Raw genomic sequence first — 17,489 nt, 5'->3', positions numbered from 1 at the left:
CCGCCGCTACCGGCCCGCCGGTCTCAGCCCGTGAAACCGGCCACGTTCTCCTTCGTGACCACCTTCACCGGCACCATGACCGACTTCGCGACCTTCTCGCCCTGCGCGGCCTTCACGGCGTTCTGCACGGCGATCCTGCCGAGTTCGGAGGGCTGCTGCGCCACCGACGCGTACAGCGTGCCTGCCTTGACGGCGGTCAGGCCGTCCTCGGTTCCGTCGAAGCCGATGACCTGGACGGACTTTCCGGCCTTGGAGCCCAGCGCCTTGATCGCGCCGAGCGCCATCTCGTCGTTCTCCGCGAAGACACCGGAGATGTCGGGGTTGGCCTGGAGCAGGTTGGTCATGACGTCCAGGCCCTTGGTGCGGTCCCAGTCGGCGGGCTGCTTGGCGACGACCTCGATGCCCGGGTAGGCCTTGAGCCCCTCGGCGAAACCGGCGCCGCGCTCACGGCTGGCGGAGGTGCCGGCCTGGCCCTGGAGGATCACGATCCTGCCCTTGCCGCCCAGCTTCTCGGCGAGTGACTTGGCGGCAAGCTTGCCGCCGGTGGTGTTGTCGGAGGCGACGAGGGCGGAGGTGGAGGCGTTGTTGACCGCGCGGTCGACGGCCACCAGCGGGATGTCCGCCTTGTTGACGGCCTTCGCCGCCGGGGTCACCGCGTCGGAGTCCACCGGGTTGACGATGATCGTGCCGAGCCCCGAACTGGTGAAGTTCTCCAGCTGGTTGGCCTGCTGCGAGGCGTCGTTCTGCGCGTCCGTGACGGTCAGGTCCACGCCCAGCTTCTTCGCCTCGGCCTGCGCGCCGGAGCGGATCGACACGAAGAAGGGGTTGTTGAGGGTCGACAGCGACAGACCGATCTTCTGGGTCTTCGCCTCCGACGTACCGCTGTGCAGGAGGGAGGTGGCGCCGACGATCGCCGCCGCGACCACGGCCGCGAGGACGTACGTCGCCGCCTGCTTGCCCTTGTTGCCACCCGTGCCGGCGGCCACCGGGGTCGCGCCCGCCTTGCGGCGCACGGTGTCCAGCAGGACCGCCAGCGCGATCACGACACCGATGACGACCTGCTGCCAGAAGGCGGATACGGACAGGAGGTTGAGGCCGTTGCGCAGCACCGCCAGGATCAGCGCGCCGATCAGCGTCCCGGACGCCTTGCCCGTACCACCGGCCAGCGAGGCGCCGCCGATGACGACCGCGGCGATCGCGTCCAGCTCGTAGCCCTGTGCGGCCTGCGGCTGCGCGGAGGAGAGCCGGGCGGCCAGGACGATGCCGGCCGCGGCGGCGAACAGGCCCGAGAAGGCATAGATCGCGAGCTTCTGCTTCTTCACCCGGAGGCCGGAGAGACGGGCCGCCTCCTCGTTGCCGCCGATCGCGTACATCGAACGCCCGATGTACGTCCGCCCGAGCACGAACGCCGTGACGATCCCCATGCCGACCATCACCAGCACGGGCACCGGCAGCCACCCGCCGAGCGTGTCACCGAGGTGCGAGATCGACGAGGGGAACGCGATGGGGGAGCCCTGCGAGATCACGAGGGACAGACCGCGCGCCACGGACAGCATGGCGAGCGTCGCGATGAACGGCGGCAGCTTCCCGTACGAGATGAGGAAGCCGTTGACCAGGCCGCACGCTATGCCGGTCGCGATGGCGAGGAGCACGGCCAGGACGACCGGCATGCCCTCCGAAGTGGCGCTCCAGGCAAGGACGGTGGCCGACAGGGCCGCCACCGAGCCGACCGACAGGTCGATGCCCGCCGAGACGATCACGAAGGTGACGCCGAAGGCGAGGATGGCGGTGACGGCCGCCTGGACGCCGACATTCAGCAGATTGTCGGTGGTCAGGAAGTCGCCCGACAGCGCCGACATGGCGATGACGAGGACGATCAGCGCGGTGAGCGCGCCGTTGTCGAGGAGCAGTCGGCGCAGGCCGCCGGCGGCGCCACCGGCGCCCGTCGTGCTCTTGAGCGTGTCAGCGGCCACGGCCGGCCTCCACTTCGGTAGTAGGCGTTTCGGTAGTAGGCATGTCGGTAGTGGGTGTGCTGACGGCGAGTGCCATCACGGAGTCCTGCGTGGCCTCGGCGGCGGAGAGTTCGCCGGCGATCCGGCCCTGGGCCATCACCAGCACCCGGTCGCTCATGCCGAGCACCTCGGGCAGATCGCTGGAGATCATGAGGACGGCGGCACCGGCGGCCGTCAGTTCGTTGATGAGCTGGTAGATCTCGACCTTGGCGCCGACATCGATGCCACGCGTCGGCTCGTCGAGGATCAGCACCTTGGTGTCGGCGAGCAGCCACTTGCCGATGACGACCTTCTGCTGGTTGCCGCCGGACAACGTCCGCACGTGCTGCTGGAGTCCGGCCATCCGCACGCCCAGCTGCTCGGCGATCCGGGCGGCGTTCTCCCGCTGCCCGTTGAGATCGACGAGCCCCGCGCGCGTGGCCGAACGCAGCGTCACCAGACCGAGGTTCTCCTCGACGGACGCGTCCAGGACGAGCCCCTGGCCCTTGCGGTCCTCGGGGATGAGCCCGATACCGGCCGACAGGGCGGAGTTGACGTCATGGCCCTTCAGCGGCGCCCCGGCGACCTTCACGGTCCCCTTGTCGTAGGGGTCGGCCCCGAAGACGGCCCGCACCACCTCCGTACGCCCCGCCCCGACCAGCCCGGCGATCCCGACGACCTCACCGGCGTGCACCTCGAAGGACACGTCGTGGAAGACCCCGTCCCGGGTGAGCCCCTCGACCGACAGCAACGCGGCGCCCTTCTCGGGCACTTCACGCGGGTACTGCTGCTCGATCGACCGCCCCACCATGAGCCGTACGAGCTCGTCCTCGGGGGTCGACGCCGGGACCTGCCCGACGGACCTGCCGTCGCGGATGACGGTGACGCGGTCACCGAGGGCGGCGATCTCGTCGAGGTGATGCGTGATGAACACGATGCCCACGCCGTCCTCGCGCAGCTTGCGCACGATGGCGAAGAGCTTCTCGACCTCCTCGGAGGTGAGCACGGCGGTCGGCTCGTCCATGATCAGCACGCGCGCGTTCAGGCTCAGCGCCTTGGCGATCTCGACCATCTGGAGACGGGCGATACCGAGTTCGCGCACACGCGCGCGTGGCGACACATTGACGCCCACGCGCTTCAGCAGCACCTCGGCGTCGGCCTCCATCCGCTTGCGGTCGATCATGCCGAGGCGGCGCGGCTGGCGGCCCAGGAAGATGTTCTCGGCGACCGTGAGGTCGGGCACGAGGTTGAACTCCTGGTAGATGGTGGCGATCCCGAGGCGCTCGGAGTCCTGCGCACCATGGATGCGCACCTCCTCGCCGCCGGCCAGGATCCGCCCGCCATCGGGCGTGTAGGCGCCGGAGAGCATCTTGATGAGGGTGCTCTTGCCCGCGCCGTTCTCACCGAGGAGGACATGCACCTCGCCGCGGCGCAGATCGAAGTCGACGCCGTCGAGCGCGACCACGCCGGGGAAGGTCTTCCTTATGCCCTCGATGCGCAGCAACTCGTCCTCGTTGCTCACGACTGGCTCCTGTTCTGTACGGGTGCCGGCTCGGGGGAAGCCGGCGGCTCGGGGGAAGCCGGGTTCTCGCCGCACGAGCGGCGTACGACGAGACGGGCGGGGAGGGTGACGGACTGCGGGGGCCGCCCCTCGATGCGGTCGACCAGGGCCCGCACGGCGGCCCGGCCCAGCTCGCCCGTCGGCTGGGCGACCGCGGTGATCGGCGGATCGGTGTGCACGAACCACGGGATGTCGTCGAACGCGGCGAGCGCGATGTCCTGCGGAACCCGCAGCCCACGCGCGCGTACGGCGTCCAGGGCGCCGAGCGCCATCAGGTTGTCCGCCGCGAACACGACCTCGGGCGGCTCGGGCAGATCGAGGAAGCCCTCGGTGACCCGGCGCCCGCTCTCGGCCTGGAAGTCGCCCTGCCCTATGTAGGCGTCGGGGAGTTCGAGACCGTATGCGCGCAGGGCCTCCCTGAAGGCCTCCACACGCTCACGACCGGTGGTGGTGGCGGCGGGCCCCGCGATGATGGCGAGCCGCCGGTGCCCGAGCGCGTGCAGATGCGCGACGAGGTCACGCACGGCACCCCGCCCGTCCGACCTGACGACCGGCACGTCCACGCCCGGGATCCACCGGTCCACGAAGACCATCGGCGTCCCCGCGCGCGCGGCGTCCAGCATCAGCGGGGAGCCGCCGTCGGTGGGGGAGACGAGGAGGCCGTCGATACGGCGGTCAAGGAGGGTCCGTACGTGGTGGTCCTGGAGGTCCGGCCGCTCGTCGGCGTTGCCGATGATCACGCTGTACCCCAGCGCGCGGGCCTCCTCCTCGACGGAACGGGCCAGCTCGGTGAAGTACGGGTTCATCACGTCGCTGATGACCAGCCCGAGGGTGCGGGTCTGGTCGGTGCGCAGCGAACGGGCGACGGCGTTCGGGCGGTAGCCCAGCGCCTCGACAGCGGCCAGCACGCGCGTGCGTGCGTCCTCGCTGACCGACGGATGGTCGTTCAGGACACGCGACACCGTGGCGACGGAAACCCCCGCCTCGGCAGCGACGTCCTTGATGCTCGCCATCGCCGCTCCACCTCCTCGTGGAATCGATTACACGACTTCGTGTACGGAGGATTGGAATCGATTACACGGCGATTAATCAACCCCTGAACCGCATCCCGAGACCTGATCGTGATGAAGGGGGCGCGGGTGGGGGTGGGGGAGGGGGAGGGGGTGATGGGCAGATGTGTTCCATGGTGGGGCGTCGGCCACCTGCGGTTTTGTCGCCCGGACGTGGAACGGATCTGCCCATCACGGCCGGGGTCGACCTTCGCCCCCGCTCACCGGCGCGCCCCACGCGCGGGCGACGCGCTCGGCCACGGTGTACGCCTCCGCCGCGTGCCCCTCCTCGCCGAGGAACCGGTACAGGTCGCCGAGGGCCTGGGCGAGGGGGCGCGAGGCGTAGGCCCCGCCGGCCGTCCCGGCGAACTGTTCCCGCAGGGGCAGCAGATGCCCGATCAGGAGGCGCGCGGTGTCCCGGTCGCCCAGCAGGACGGCGAGTTCGCTGCGGTAGTCGAGTTCGATGCCGTAGAGGTGGTCCGTCACCGGCCGGGCCGGGATGTGCATGGCCCGCGCCTCCTCCACCCGCCCCAGCCGGGCCAGGACGAGCGCGAGGGCCACGGCGACGGGAGCGCCGACGGCCGAGTGCACCGCGCGGACGTCGGCCTCGATCTCCGCCTCACGGCCCTGTGTGAGCCGGATCGTCCACAGGCCCAGCGTGCGCGGACCCGTGGCGTGGTGTGCCCCGACCCGCTGGAAGAGCCCTTCGGCCTCGGCGTACCGGGCCTCCGCCTCCTCGAACCGGCCGGCGACCGTGGCGAGCATGGCCGACGTGGTGACGTTGATGCCCTGGGCCCAGCGCATGCGGTAACGGTGGGCGAGTTCGAGTCCGGCGGCGGTGTGGCGTCGTACGGCGTCCGGGTCGTTGCGAGTGGCGGCCGTCAGCCCGTCGAGGTGCTCGCACACCCAGAGATGGGCGGGCAGATCATGAGCGGCGGCCAGCTCGCGCAGTTCGGCGACGAGCGGGGTGCGGACCGAGCCCTGCGTCTCGTGCGGCAGCACGCGCGCGGACGTCATCAACGCCGAGGCCAGCAGCCGGGGTTCGCCGTCGGCCCGGGCCAGCGCGAGCTGGGCGCGCGCCGTCTCCAGGGCCCGCGGCGCGTCCTCGCCCGCCACCGCGTCCGCGAGTACCTGGAGCACGCGCGCGCGTGTCGGCCCGTCCAGCGCGGGGTCGCGGGCGAGCCGCTCCAGATGGGCCAGGTCGGTCCGGTCGAGGAAGCCCTCCAGCCGGCTGCGCCAGGGGGAGGGCTCGGTCCAGCCGCCGTAGACCGCCGCGGCGAGGTCGTCCCGGCCCGCCCGCACGGCCAGGTCCACCGCCCGCCCCCGGGTGCGCCGGGCACCGTCCGTGGCACCGGCCCGCACCTGCGCGCCGAGCAGCCGCACCAGCAGCGCGACGGTGCCGTCCGGGTCGCCCTCGGGGTCGGCGGTGGCCGCGGTGTGCGCCTCCAGCGCCTGCTCGATGAGCCCGACGGCCACGTCGTGGGCGTACCGCCGCTCGGCCCGCTCGGCGGCCCGCAGCGCGTAGTCGACGGCCAGGGGAGCGTTCGCCGTACGGCCCGACCGGGCGAAGTGGTGGGCCAGCGCGGCCAGATCGTCGGGGCGATGGCGGCGCAGTTCGACGGCGATCCGGTCGTGCAGGCGGGCGCGTCGGGTGCCGGACAGGTCGGTGTACACGGTGTCGCGGACCAGCGCGTGCACGAACCGCACCCGCCCCGGCCCCGGTTCGGTGAGCAGATCCGCGGCCACGGCGGCGTCGAGCCCGGCCAGCAGGGTCTCCTCGTCGGCCTCCGTCCCGGCCGCGTCCGCGAGGAGCGCGACGTCGGACTCCAGTCCCGCCACCGCCGCGAGCCGCACGGCCGCGAGCGCGCCGGCGGGCAGCAGCGCGAGCCGCCTGCGCAGCACGTCCCGCACGCCCTGCGGCACGTCGGACACGGCGACCAGGGCGCCCTCGTCGGCCAGCAGCCGCGCGCTCTCCCACACGTAGAACGGGTTGCCGCCGGTGCGCTCGGTGAGCGCGGCGACCGTGGCCCCGTCGACGGGCTCCCCGCGAACGGCCTCCACGACGGTGGCGACATCCCGCGCGGACAGCCCGCCGAGCGCGATCCGGTGCGGGAAGCGGGGCGCGAGGTGGGCGAGGGTCTTGACCAGATGCCCATGCGCCTCCGCCGGCCGGTAGCAAGCGACGGTGAGCAGCGGCACCCCGGTGATCGAGGCGGCCGCCTCCAGGAGAGCGAGGGTCTGTCCGTCGGCACGGTGCAGGTCTTCGAGGACCACGGCGACCGGCCGCTCGGCGGCGGAGTCCCGCAGCCAGGCGGCGAAGGCCCGGTGCAGGCGGAAGCGGCCTGCGGTGGCTTCGTCGCGGGTGGTGGGGGCGGGGGCTGGGGGTGTTACGGGGGCTGTGGTGGCGGGCGTTGGGGTTGGTGTGGGGCGGGTCGTGGCGGCGGGGCCCGGAGTTGCCGTCTCCCAGGTCGTGGCGGCCGTGCCGATGCGGGCCGAGGTCGGCGTGTCCCAGGTGGTGGCGGTCGTGCCGAGGGGCGCTGCGGCCCCCGCCTCCCAGGTCGTCGCCGTCGTACCGACAGACCGCGCGGTTGCCGTGTCGCGGGCGGCGGCCGTCGTGCCGTCGGACTCCTGCAACAAGGCCGCCAGTTCCTCCGGGCGGGCCGGGGGTACCTCCCGGGCGAGCGCGGTGAGGGCTTCCGTCCAGGCCCAGGCCGGTGGGGCGCCCTCGTCCTCGGGGCAGCGGCCGACGACCACCGTCCAGCCCTCGCGGCGCAGATGGGCGGCGAGCCGGCCGAGGAGGGCGCTCTTGCCCGCGCCCGCCTCCCCGGTGACCAGCACCATGCCCCCCGCCCGCCGGGCCGCCCGCGCGGCGGTGTCCAGGGCGCGCAGTTCGTCGCTCCGGCCGACGAAGAGGTCGTGGGCACCACGGGGCGCCGCGGGTGCGCTGAGCGGTGCCGCCGCGCCGGGCGGGAAGGCCTCCGCAGGTCGCGGCGCGGCAGGGGCGCCCAGGGCGATTGCCGCGGGTTGACGTGCCGCAGCGGAAGCGGCACGTGCCGCGGCTCCGTCGCCGGCGGCTCCCGGAACCGGCGGTGCCGCCTCCCCGCCGAACTCCGGCCCCGCCACGGTCGGATCCGCGTCCGCCCATCGCGGTACGGCCTGATCTCGCCCCGAGGCTCCCGCCACGGTCGGATCCGCGTCCCCCCATCCCCGTACCGCCGGACCTCGCCCCGCAGCCCCCGCCACGGTCAACTCCCCGTCCCCCCACCGCCGTACCCCCAGCCCTCGCCCCGCATCCCCCACCCCCAGCGCTGCCGGCGCCGGTACCGCCGCGCGCAGCACCTCCAGCCGCTGGGTCAGGACCGCATGTTCCAGTTCCGTCAGGGCCGGGGAGGGGTCGCAGCCCAGTTCGTCGTGCAGGACCGTACGGGCGCGACGCACTGCGGCGAGGGCGTCGGCGCGGCGGTCGGACGCCCAGTGGGCGAGGGCCAGCAACCGCCAGCCCTCCTCGCGCAGAGGGCGGTCCCGGACCATGGTTTCCGCGGCGAGGGTGGCCTCGGCGGTGTGACCGGTGTGGAGGGCGGCCGCGACGGAGAGTTCGCGGGCCTCCGCGCACAGCGCGTCCAGGCGGGCCGCCTCCGGGACCGCCCAGGTCTCGTCCGCGTGCTCCAGGAACGCCGGCCCCTGCCACCACCCCAGCGCCTCGGCCAGCAACTCCCGTACCCGCGCGGGCGGTGCGTGCCGGGCCCGGCTCACCCAGGTCTCGAAACGCCAGGCGTCCACCGCGTCCTCGGGCAGCCGCAGGGCGTATCCGGGAGCGGCGGAGACCAGCACCGAGGCGGGGGTGCGAGGCGGCCGCCCCGGTTCCAGGACTCGGCGCAGATTCGACACGTACGCCTGGAGGGAGACCGTCGCCTTGGCCGGCGGCGCCCCGCGCCACAGTTCGTCCACCATGCGGTCGACGGACACCACCCTGCCGCGGGCGGCGATCAGGAGGGCGAGGACAGCACGCTGCCGCGGGGGTCCCAACTCCACCGGGGCGCCCGCGACATCGGCACCCAGGGGACCCAGGACTCTGATGGACAGCACGCTGCCGGAATGTAGTCGAGCGCTGTGTCGGTCCCGTCAACAGGGGCTAAACGACCTGCTCAGGGCAGCGATCGGGACCCGCCCCCACGCCCCTCCAAGCGGACGCCATGTCACCGCCAAGCGCGCCCCGCGAGCGTGGCCGCCGTCTGTATCCGAACGTCGAAGGACACCCGCGTGACCCCCAGCAGCACACCGTCCGGCCTTCCCGCCGACGGCCGCCCCTACACCCACGAGATGGTCGTCGTGCACCGCGTCTTCCGCCGGGAGTCCGCGCTGCTCCCGCGCCTGGTCCGGGCCGTACCGGACGGGGCGTCGGCCCGCGCCGAGGAGGTCTCGGCGTACCTCACCGACTATGTGACGGGGCTGCACCACCACCACTCGCTGGAGGACGAGCTGATCTGGCCGCTGCTCCGCGCGCGGGCCGCCGCACAGGACGGCCTGGTGGCCCGCATGGAGGACCAGCACGGGCACATCGACCGGACCCTCGCGGCGGTCGAGGAGTGGGCACCCCAGTGGCGGCGGTCCGGCGACAGCGTCGCCGGACAGGAGCTCGCCCTCGCGCTGGAGGAGCACCGCCTCGCGCTCCTGGACCACCTGGACGACGAGGAGAAGCTCGTCCTCCCGCTGGTCGCCGAGCATCTGACCGTCGCCGAGTGGGACGAGGTCGGACGCCGTGGCCTGGAGACCCTCCCGAAGGACAAGGTCATGATCGCCATCGGCGCGATCCTGGAGGACGCCACCGACGACGAACGGGCCTACTTCCTCGGCCGGGCCCCGCTGCTGGGACGGCTGGCGTGGTGGCTGGTGGGGCGCCGCCAGTACGCCGCGTTCTGCCGCGCCGTACGGGGTCCGCTGAACGAGGAGACGGGACGGTGACCGTACTCGACTCCGCCCCTCTGGACGTCCTCGACGCCTACCGGACCTGCGAGTTCGTCACACTGGGCCGCGACGGTACGCCGCTGGCGTGGCCCACCGCGGTGTGGCGCCGCCCGGACGGGACCCTGGTGCTCACCACGTCCCTCGCCTTCGCGCAGAAGGCCCTGAACATCCGCCGCGACGGCCGTGTCGCCCTGCTCTTCTCCGACCCCACCGGCAGCGGCCTCACCGACGCCCCGCACCTCTTCGTCGGCGGCACGGCGGAGTGCCCCGACGACATCAGGACGGGCCCTCAGGACCTCGACGCCTACTGGCGGATGCTCTTCGAACGGCAGCCGCACAGCCGGTCGTACCTCTCCCGCCCCATGCGGCGCCTGATGGACTGGTACTACCTGCGGCTCGTCATCACCGTCACCCCGGACCAGGTGCTGATACGCCCCGCCGGACCGCTGCCGGTGCCGAAGCAGACATCCGCCGAGCCGACCGCCGAACCGGCCGGGGACGCGCTCCCCGGCGCCCTACAGCTCTCCCGCTACCCCACCGCCGTCCTCGCCGCCCGCGACGAGTCCGGGGCGCCCGTTCTCGCCCGCACCCTCACGACTCCGGCGCCCGGCGGCTTCGCGGTGTGCCCGCCGGACGACCACGCCGTCGTGCCCGGCCCCGCCTCCCTCCTGGTCCACCGGCACGACGAACGCATCAACCACATGCAGAACGCCCTGGTCCGCGGCGAGTTGAGGCAGACCGGCGACGGCTGGCTGCTCGTGCCCGACAAGGTGCTTGAGCCGATGGGCTCGGGCCGGCTGAGCGACGCCGTGCAGGTCCTGCGCAGCACCCAGCGCGCCACCGACCGCTATCTGCGGCGTCGGGATCTGCCGCGTCCGAAGGTGGAGTGGGACCGGTTCCGCGAGATCGCGCGGTCCGCCCGGCGGCGAGGCGCGGCCTGACCCATGGCGAGCCTGGCAGTGGCGGCGAGTCTCCTGACCGTCGCGATCGCGACGGCGATCCGGCTCGCCCGCCGACCTCCGTGCACCCCGCCCGACGAGGACCGGATGCGGAACGTGATCCGCTCCCCGCATCACTGAGCCCGCCTGTGGATACCCCCGCCCGTTGTCACACCCCACCGGTACCGTCGGATCATGGCTCAACAGGCGGGGAACCCCACGGGCGAACGACGACTCGCCGTCCTCGAAGGTGTCCTGGAACGCATCACGTACGCCAATGAGGACAACGGCTACACGGTCGCCCGGGTCGACACCGGCAGAGGCGGCGGCGACCTCCTCACGGTCGTCGGCGCGCTGCTCGGTGCCCAGGTGGGGGAGTCCCTGCGGATGGAGGGCCGTTGGGGCTCCCATCCGCAGTACGGCAAGCAGTTCACCGTGGAGAACTACACGACCGTCCTCCCCGCCACCGTCCAGGGCATCCGCCGCTATCTCGGCTCGGGCCTCGTCAAGGGCATCGGCCCGGTCTTCGCCGACCGGATCACCCAGCACTTCGGCCTGGACACCCTCCAGATCATCGAGGAGGAGCCCAAGCGGCTCATCGAGGTCCCCGGCCTCGGCCCGAAGCGGACCAAGAAGATCGCCGACGCCTGGGAGGAGCAGAAGGCGATCAAGGAGGTCATGCTCTTCCTCCAGACCGTGGAGGTGTCCACGTCCATCGCCGTGCGGATCTACAAGAAGTACGGCGACGCCTCGATCTCGGTCGTGAAGAACCAGCCCTACCGGCTCGCCTCCGACGTCTGGGGCATCGGCTTCCTCACCGCCGACAAGATCGCCCAGTCTGTGGGCATCCCGCACGACAGCCCGGAGCGGGTCAAGGCCGGTCTCCAGTACGCCCTTTCGCAGGCCACCGACCAGGGCAACTGCTACCTCCCCGAGGAGAGACTGATCGCCGACGCGGTCAAGCTCCTCCAGGTCGACACCGGCCTGGTCATCGAGTGCCTGGCCGAACTCGCCGAGCCCGACGAGGACACCGGTGAACCCGGCGTCGTACGGGAGAAGGTGCCCGGCGAGCACGGCGAACCCGTCACCGCGATCTACCTCGTCCCCTTCCACCGCGCCGAACTCTCCCTCTCCGCCCAGCTGTTGCGCCTCCTGCGCACCGACGAGGACCGTATGCCCGGCTTCCACGACGTGACCTGGGACAAGGCGCTGGCCTGGCTCAAGTCCCGTACCGGCGCCGACCTCGCCCCCGAGCAGGAGGCCGCGGTCAGGCTCGCGCTCACCAAGAAGGTCGCCGTCCTCACCGGCGGCCCCGGCTGCGGCAAGTCCTTCACGGTCCGCTCGATCGTGGAGCTGGCCCGCGCCAAGAAGGCGAGGGTGGTGCTCGCGGCCCCCACAGGCCGTGCCGCCAAGCGCCTCGCCGAACTCACCGGCGCCGAGGCCTCCACCGTCCACCGCCTGCTGGAGCTGAAGCCGGGCGGCGACGCGGCGTACGACAAGGACCGTCCGCTGGAGGCCGACCTGGTGGTGGTCGACGAGGCGTCGATGCTGGACCTGCTGCTCGCCAACAAGCTGGTGAAGGCGGTGCCGCCGGGGGCGCATCTGCTGTTCGTGGGGGACGTGGACCAGCTGCCGTCCGTCGGCGCGGGTGAGGTGCTCCGGGACCTGCTCGCCGATGGCAGCCCCATCCCCGCCGTCCGTCTCACGCGCGTGTTCCGGCAGGCCCAGCAGTCCGGGGTCGTCACCAACGCCCACCGGATCAACTCCGGGCAACACCCCGTCACCGACGGCATGAAGGACTTCTTCCTCTTCGTCGAGGACGACACGGAGGAGGCCGGACGGCTCACCGTGGATGTCGCGGCCCGGCGAATTCCGGCCAAATTCGGGCTCGACCCGCGCCGGGACGTCCAGGTGCTCGCCCCCATGCACCGGGGCCCCGCGGGCGCCGGAAACCTCAACGGCCTTCTCCAGCAGGCCATCACGCCGGGCCGCCCCGACGTGCCGGAGAAGCGGTTCGGCGGCCGGGTCTTCCGCGTGGGCGACAAGGTCACCCAGATTCGCAACAATTACGAGAAGGGCAAGAACGGTGTCTTCAACGGCACCGTGGGCGTCGTCACCTCGCTCGACCCGGTCGACCAGCGACTCACGGTGCTGACGGACGAGGACGAGGAGGTTCCGTACGAATTCGATGAACTCGACGAGCTGGCCCATGCGTACGCGGTGACGATTCACCGTTCGCAGGGGAGTGAATATCCCGCCGTCGTGATCCCCGTCACGACCGGAGCATGGATGATGCTCCAGCGGAACCTGCTCTACACGGCGGTCACCCGGGCCAAGAAGCTGGTCGTGCTCGTCGGTTCACGCAAGGCGATCGGTCAGGCGGTGCGCACGGTGTCGGCGGGACGGCGGTGCACGGCACTCGATTTCAGACTCAGTGGAAAAAATGATCGATCAAATGAGTCATGAAGGTCACAGAGCCCTTCCGGAACCGGGCGAGGAGGGGCAGGATGGGCAAGCTGGCGGCACTGAGTGCCGTCAAATAGCCCAATGGCCGACCCCGAGTGCACTCTCCTGCGCCAAATGGGGGATGGTAGAGACAGTCAGGGCAACCTCGAAGATGAGGCACAACGTCGGTGAGGGAAGACGTGAGCGACAACTCTGTAGTACTGCGGTACGGCGACGGCGAGTACACCTACCCGGTGATCGACAGCACCGTCGGCGACAAGGGCTTCGACATCGGCAAGCTCCGCGCCCATACCGGTCTGGTGACGCTGGACAGCGGCTACGGCAACACCGCGGCCTATAAATCCGCCATCACCTACCTCGACGGTGAGGCGGGCATCCTCCGCTACCGCGGCTACCCGATCGAGCAGCTGGCCGAGCGCTCGACCTTCCTGGAGGTCGCCTACCTGCTGATCAACGGCGAGCTGCCGACCGTCGACGAGCTCTCCGTTTTCAAGAACGAGATCACGCAGCACACCCTGCTGCACGAGGACGTCAAGAACTTCTACCGTGGCTTCCCGCGTGACGCCCACCCGATGGCGATGCTGTCGTCGGTGGTCAGCGCCCTGTCGACGTTCTACCAGGACAGCCACAACCCGTTCGACGAGAACCAGCGCAACCTCTCGACGATCCGCCTCCTCGCCAAGCTTCCGACGATCGCGGCGTACGCGTACAAGAAGTCGATCGGTCACCCGTTCGTCTACCCGCGCAACGACCTCGGTTACGTCGAGAACTTCCTGCGGATGACCTTCTCGGTCCCGGCGCAGGAGTACGAGCTCGACCCGGTCGTCGTCTCGGCCCTGGACAAGCTGCTGATCCTGCACGCGGACCACGAGCAGAACTGTTCGACGTCGACGGTCCGTCTCGTCGGTTCCTCGCAGGCGAACATGTTCGCCTCGATCTCCGCCGGCATCTCCGCCCTGTGGGGCCCGCTGCACGGCGGCGCCAACCAGTCCGTCCTGGAGATGCTCGAGGGCATCCAGGCCAACGGCGGCGATGTCGACTCCTTCATCCGCAAGGTGAAGAACAAGGAGGACGGCGTCCGCCTGATGGGCTTCGGCCACCGGGTGTACAAGTCCTTCGACCCGCGCGCCAAGATCATCAAGGCCGCCGCGCACGACGTCCTCTCGGCCCTCGGCAAGGACGACGCGCTGCTGGACATCGCCCTGAAGCTGGAGGAGCACGCGCTCTCCGACGACTACTTCGTCTCGCGCAACCTCTACCCCAACGTCGACTTCTACACCGGCCTCATCTACCGCGCCATGGGCTTCCCGACCGAGATGTTCACGGTCCTCTTCGCCCTCGGCCGCCTCCCGGGCTGGATCGCCCAGTGGCACGAGATGATCAAGGAACCCGGCTCCCGCATCGGCCGCCCCCGCCAGATCTACACGGGCGTCGTCGAGCGCGACTTCGTCCCGGTCGAGGAGCGCTGACACCTGCCGGTGAGGGGCGCCGCTTCGTAGGAGGTGCCCCGCCGCGGTGACCCTGGTCTGTGTGGCCGGGGGTCCGGGGGTTGTCCCCCGGGAGATGCTGCCACGGGCGTCGTCGAGCGCGACTTCGTCCCGGTCGAGGAGCGCTGACCTCGGCGTCGAGCCGCTTGAGCGAGCCGCGACAGCGCAGGGCCCCGTACACGGTGAACGTGTGCGGGGCCTTCGTACGTATTCAGGGGTACGGAGGCAGCCGGTAAGCGGGAGTACGGGAAGGCAGCAGAAGGCGCCCCGGCGCCAGTCCCCCCACGGGCCGACGACCAGGGCGCCTTCCCATGTCCCGGTGCGGATTCCCCCCACGGGATCCGGCCGGGCGTTTGAGAGAGCAGCGCCTGAATTCGCTGTCTTTCGGTACTGCCAGGTGGTGCTGTGTGAGCAGAACGAGCAAAAGTCGCTGTACTGCTCGTGATGTGTGCGATCTGCCGGGACAGCGCACGATCGGGAGGGCCGCTCAAAGCTTCCCGAAGTACGTGCCCCGGCAACGCATCTCTGAGGAAGTCCCCCAAGACATCCCCAGACGCCAGAACACGCCCCCCAAGACGCGGTCTGACATCGTCAACTTAGACCTTCGAACCCCTTCGATGGTTACGTTCACATCACTGTGATCTGCGTCTCTTGCATTTGTCCGTTTGATACGCAAGGGGCCCGAAACGTCGATCGGAGCCCAAGCGTAAGGATGATGCGCGAGCCTTGTGAAGAGCTTATGTGAGTGGCGCGCCGGACTCCAGAGGGGTTTCTCAACGGAATCCACGCAGACGCAGGCTGTTCGTCACCACGAAGACCGAGGAGAACGCCATGGCGGCACCCGCGATCATCGGGTTCAGAAGCCCCGCGGCGGCCAGCGGCAGCGCGGCCACGTTGTAGCCGAAGGCCCACACCAGGTTCCCCTTGATCGTGGCCAGCGTCCGCCGCGACAGCCGGATGGCGTCGGCGGCCACCCGCAGATCCCCGCGCACCAGCGTCAGATCGCTCGCCTCGATCGCCGCGTCCGTCCCGGTCCCCATGGCGAGCCCCAGGTCCGCGGTGGCGAGCGCGGCGGCGTCGTTGACCCCGTCCCCGACCATCGCCACGACCCGCCCCTCGCCCCGCAACTGCCGCACGACGTCGACCTTGTCCTCGGGCAGCACCTCGGCGACCACCCGCTCGATCCCGACCTGCCGCGCCACCGCCTCCGCGACGGCCCGGTTGTCCCCGGTCAGCAGCACCGGCGTCAGCCCCAGCGCCCGCAACTCCCGCACGGCCTCGGCGCTGCTCTCCTTCACCGCGTCCGCGACGGCCACGACACCCCGTGCCACCCCGTCCCAGCCGACCACGACGGCCGTACGACCGCCCCTCTCGGCCTCTTCCTTGACGCGGGCCAGCTCGGGCGGCAACTCGGCCGCGTTCTCGGAGAGCCGCCCCACAGCGACGTCACGCCCCTCCACACGCCCCCGCACGCCCCGCCCGGGCACGTTCTCGAACCCCTCGACCGGCGGCAGCGCCCCGACCCGCTCCTCCGCACCGGCGGCGACCGCCCGCGCGACGGGATGCTCGGAGGCGTGCTCCAGGGCGCCCGCGAGCCGCAGCACCAGCTCCTCGTCGGCGCCCTGGACGGCGTACACCTCTTGAAGGGTCATGCGGCCGGTGGTGACGGTTCCGGTCTTGTCGAGTACGACGGTGTCGACGCGGCGGGTGGACTCCAGGACTTCGGGCCCCTTGATGAGGATGCCGAGCTGCGCCCCACGCCCCGTGCCGACCATGAGGGCGGTCGGGGTGGCCAGGCCCAGCGCGCACGGGCAGGCGATGATCAGCACGGCGACGGCCGCGGTGAACGCGGCGACCATGTCCCCGGTGACGCCCAGCCAGGCCCCGAAGGTGGCGACGGCGATGAGGATGACGGCCGGTACGAAGACGGCGGAGATCCGGTCGGCGAGCCGCTGCACCTCCGCCTTGCCGTTCTGCGCCTCCTCGACGAGCTTCGCCATCCGCGCGAGCTGCGTGTCGGCGCCCACGCGCGTGGCCTGGACGACGAGCCGCCCGCCGGCGTTGACCGTGGCCCCGGCGACCTGGTCGCCCACGCCCACGTCCACCGGCACCGACTCCCCGGTCAGCATGGACGCGTCGACGGCGGAGACGCCCTCGACGACGGTGCCGTCGGTCGCGACCTTCTCCCCGGGCCGTACGACGAACCGGTCCCCGACCGTCAGCCGGCCCACCGGGATCCGCACCTCACGGCCGTCCCGCAGCACGGCCACGTCCTTGGCGCCGAGTTCCATCAGCGCCCGGAGCGCCGCTCCCGCGCGGCGCTTGGAACGGGCCTCCAGATAGCGGCCGAGCAGGATGAAGACGGTGACCCCGGCGGCCACTTCGAGGTAGATGGTCGAGGCGCCGTCCGCGCGGGAGACCGAGAAGCTGAACTCGTCCTTCATGCCCGCCATGCCGGCGTCCCCGAAGAACAGCGCCCACAGCGACCAGCCGAACGCGGCCAGCGTGCCCAGCGAGACCAGGGTGTCCATGGTGGCCGCGGCATGCCGGGCGTTGGTCCAGGCGGCCTTGTGGAAGGGGAGGCCGCCCCAGACGACCACGGGGGAGGCGAGGGTGAGTGCCAGCCACTGCCAGTCGTCGAACTGGAGGGCCGGGATCATCGAGAGCAGGACGACCGGGACGGCGAGGACGGACGCGACGACGAGACGCTGCCGTAGCGACGTCAGCTCGGGGTCCTCGTCCTTGGCCCCGTCCTCGGCTCTCGCGACGTCCGTCCGCGGAGGCGCCGGCTCCTCCGCCGTGTACCCGGTCTTCACCACCGTGGCGATCAGATCGGCGACCCCGACGCCCTCGGTGTAGGTGACCTTCGCCTTCTCGGTGGCGTAGTTCACCGTGGCGGTCACGCCCTCCATCCGGTTGAGCTTCTTCTCGACGCGGGCCGCGCAGGAGGCGCAGGTCATCCCGCCGATGAGGAGCTCGACCTCGGAGGTCGGGGCTATCGGGGTCTCGGTGGTGATCATGGTCCGTGCTCC

10 protein-coding genes are annotated in these 17,489 nt (G+C 71.4%); 5 read left to right on the top strand and 5 right to left on the bottom strand.

Annotated features, from left to right (window positions below):
* Positions 1-23: 23 nt before the first annotated feature.
* From ABZ928_RS26575 to ABZ928_RS26560, 4 genes are all read right to left on the bottom strand, one after another.
* Positions 24-1,973, bottom strand: coding sequence for a substrate-binding domain-containing protein (locus ABZ928_RS26575; RefSeq protein ID WP_361523780.1), 1,950 nt, complete (start codon positions 1,971-1,973; stop codon positions 24-26).
* Positions 1,963-3,513: a sugar ABC transporter ATP-binding protein gene (locus ABZ928_RS26570; RefSeq protein WP_361523778.1), complete on the bottom strand. Its 1,551-nt coding sequence runs from the start codon at positions 3,511-3,513 to the stop codon at positions 1,963-1,965. Before ABZ928_RS26570 ends, ABZ928_RS26575 begins: the two co-directional genes overlap by 11 nt.
* Entirely contained in the window at positions 3,510-4,565 is a 1,056-nt protein-coding gene (locus tag ABZ928_RS26565) for a LacI family DNA-binding transcriptional regulator (protein ID WP_361523775.1), read from the bottom strand. Before ABZ928_RS26565 ends, ABZ928_RS26570 begins: the two co-directional genes overlap by 4 nt.
* A gap of 228 nt (positions 4,566-4,793) precedes the next feature.
* Complete coding sequence (locus tag ABZ928_RS26560) at positions 4,794-8,687, bottom strand: BTAD domain-containing putative transcriptional regulator (protein WP_361523772.1); 3,894 nt, start codon at positions 8,685-8,687, stop codon at positions 4,794-4,796.
* A 174-nt stretch (positions 8,688-8,861) separates the two neighbouring features.
* On the opposite strand from ABZ928_RS26560, the gene ABZ928_RS26555 reads away from it, so the two are divergent.
* The 5 genes from ABZ928_RS26555 to ABZ928_RS26535 all read left to right on the top strand — a co-directional run bounded on the left by ABZ928_RS26555 (position 8,862) and on the right by ABZ928_RS26535 (position 14,439).
* Complete coding sequence (locus ABZ928_RS26555) at positions 8,862-9,563, top strand: hemerythrin domain-containing protein (RefSeq protein ID WP_361523769.1); 702 nt, start codon at positions 8,862-8,864, stop codon at positions 9,561-9,563.
* The gene (locus tag ABZ928_RS26550; RefSeq protein ID WP_361523767.1) at positions 9,560-10,507 is read left to right on the top strand and encodes a pyridoxamine 5'-phosphate oxidase family protein; all 948 of its coding nucleotides are present in this window, start codon (positions 9,560-9,562) and stop codon (positions 10,505-10,507) included. The genes ABZ928_RS26555 and ABZ928_RS26550 overlap by 4 nt, the downstream gene beginning before the upstream one ends.
* Before the next feature lie 3 nt (positions 10,508-10,510).
* Positions 10,511-10,645: a hypothetical protein gene (locus tag ABZ928_RS26545; protein ID WP_361523764.1), complete on the top strand. Its 135-nt coding sequence runs from the start codon at positions 10,511-10,513 to the stop codon at positions 10,643-10,645.
* A gap of 54 nt (positions 10,646-10,699) precedes the next feature.
* Entirely contained in the window at positions 10,700-12,970 is a 2,271-nt protein-coding gene (locus ABZ928_RS26540) for an ATP-dependent RecD-like DNA helicase (RefSeq protein WP_361523761.1), read from the top strand.
* Between the two features lie 179 nt (positions 12,971-13,149).
* Positions 13,150-14,439, top strand: coding sequence for a citrate synthase (locus ABZ928_RS26535; protein ID WP_361523758.1), 1,290 nt, complete (start codon positions 13,150-13,152; stop codon positions 14,437-14,439).
* Between the two features lie 791 nt (positions 14,440-15,230).
* Here the strand turns inward: ABZ928_RS26535 and ABZ928_RS26530 are convergent.
* Positions 15,231-17,477, bottom strand: a complete 2,247-nt coding sequence (locus ABZ928_RS26530; protein ID WP_361523755.1) for a heavy metal translocating P-type ATPase — start codon at positions 17,475-17,477, stop codon at positions 15,231-15,233.
* Positions 17,478-17,489 lie beyond the last annotated feature (12 nt).

The sequence above is a fragment of the Streptomyces sp. NPDC046909 genome (genome assembly GCF_040644695.1).
Taxonomy (GTDB): Bacteria; Actinomycetota; Actinomycetes; order Streptomycetales; family Streptomycetaceae; genus Streptomyces.
Note: the sequence above shows the minus strand (reverse complement) of the source record. Positions and strands in the feature narration are given on the sequence as shown.

Bases quoted from the DNA above. Each gene is read 5' to 3' on its own strand.
- ABZ928_RS26530 (WP_361523755.1), bottom strand. From the start codon at position 17,477: ATGATCACCACCGAGACCCCGATAGCCCCGACCTCCGAGGTCGAGCTC.
- ABZ928_RS26540 (WP_361523761.1), top strand. From the start codon at position 10,700: ATGGCTCAACAGGCGGGGAACCCCACGGGCGAACGACGACTCGCCGTC.
- ABZ928_RS26545 (WP_361523764.1), top strand. From the start codon at position 10,511: ATGGCGAGCCTGGCAGTGGCGGCGAGTCTCCTGACCGTCGCGATCGCG.
- ABZ928_RS26565 (WP_361523775.1), bottom strand. From the start codon at position 4,565: ATGGCGAGCATCAAGGACGTCGCTGCCGAGGCGGGGGTTTCCGTCGCC.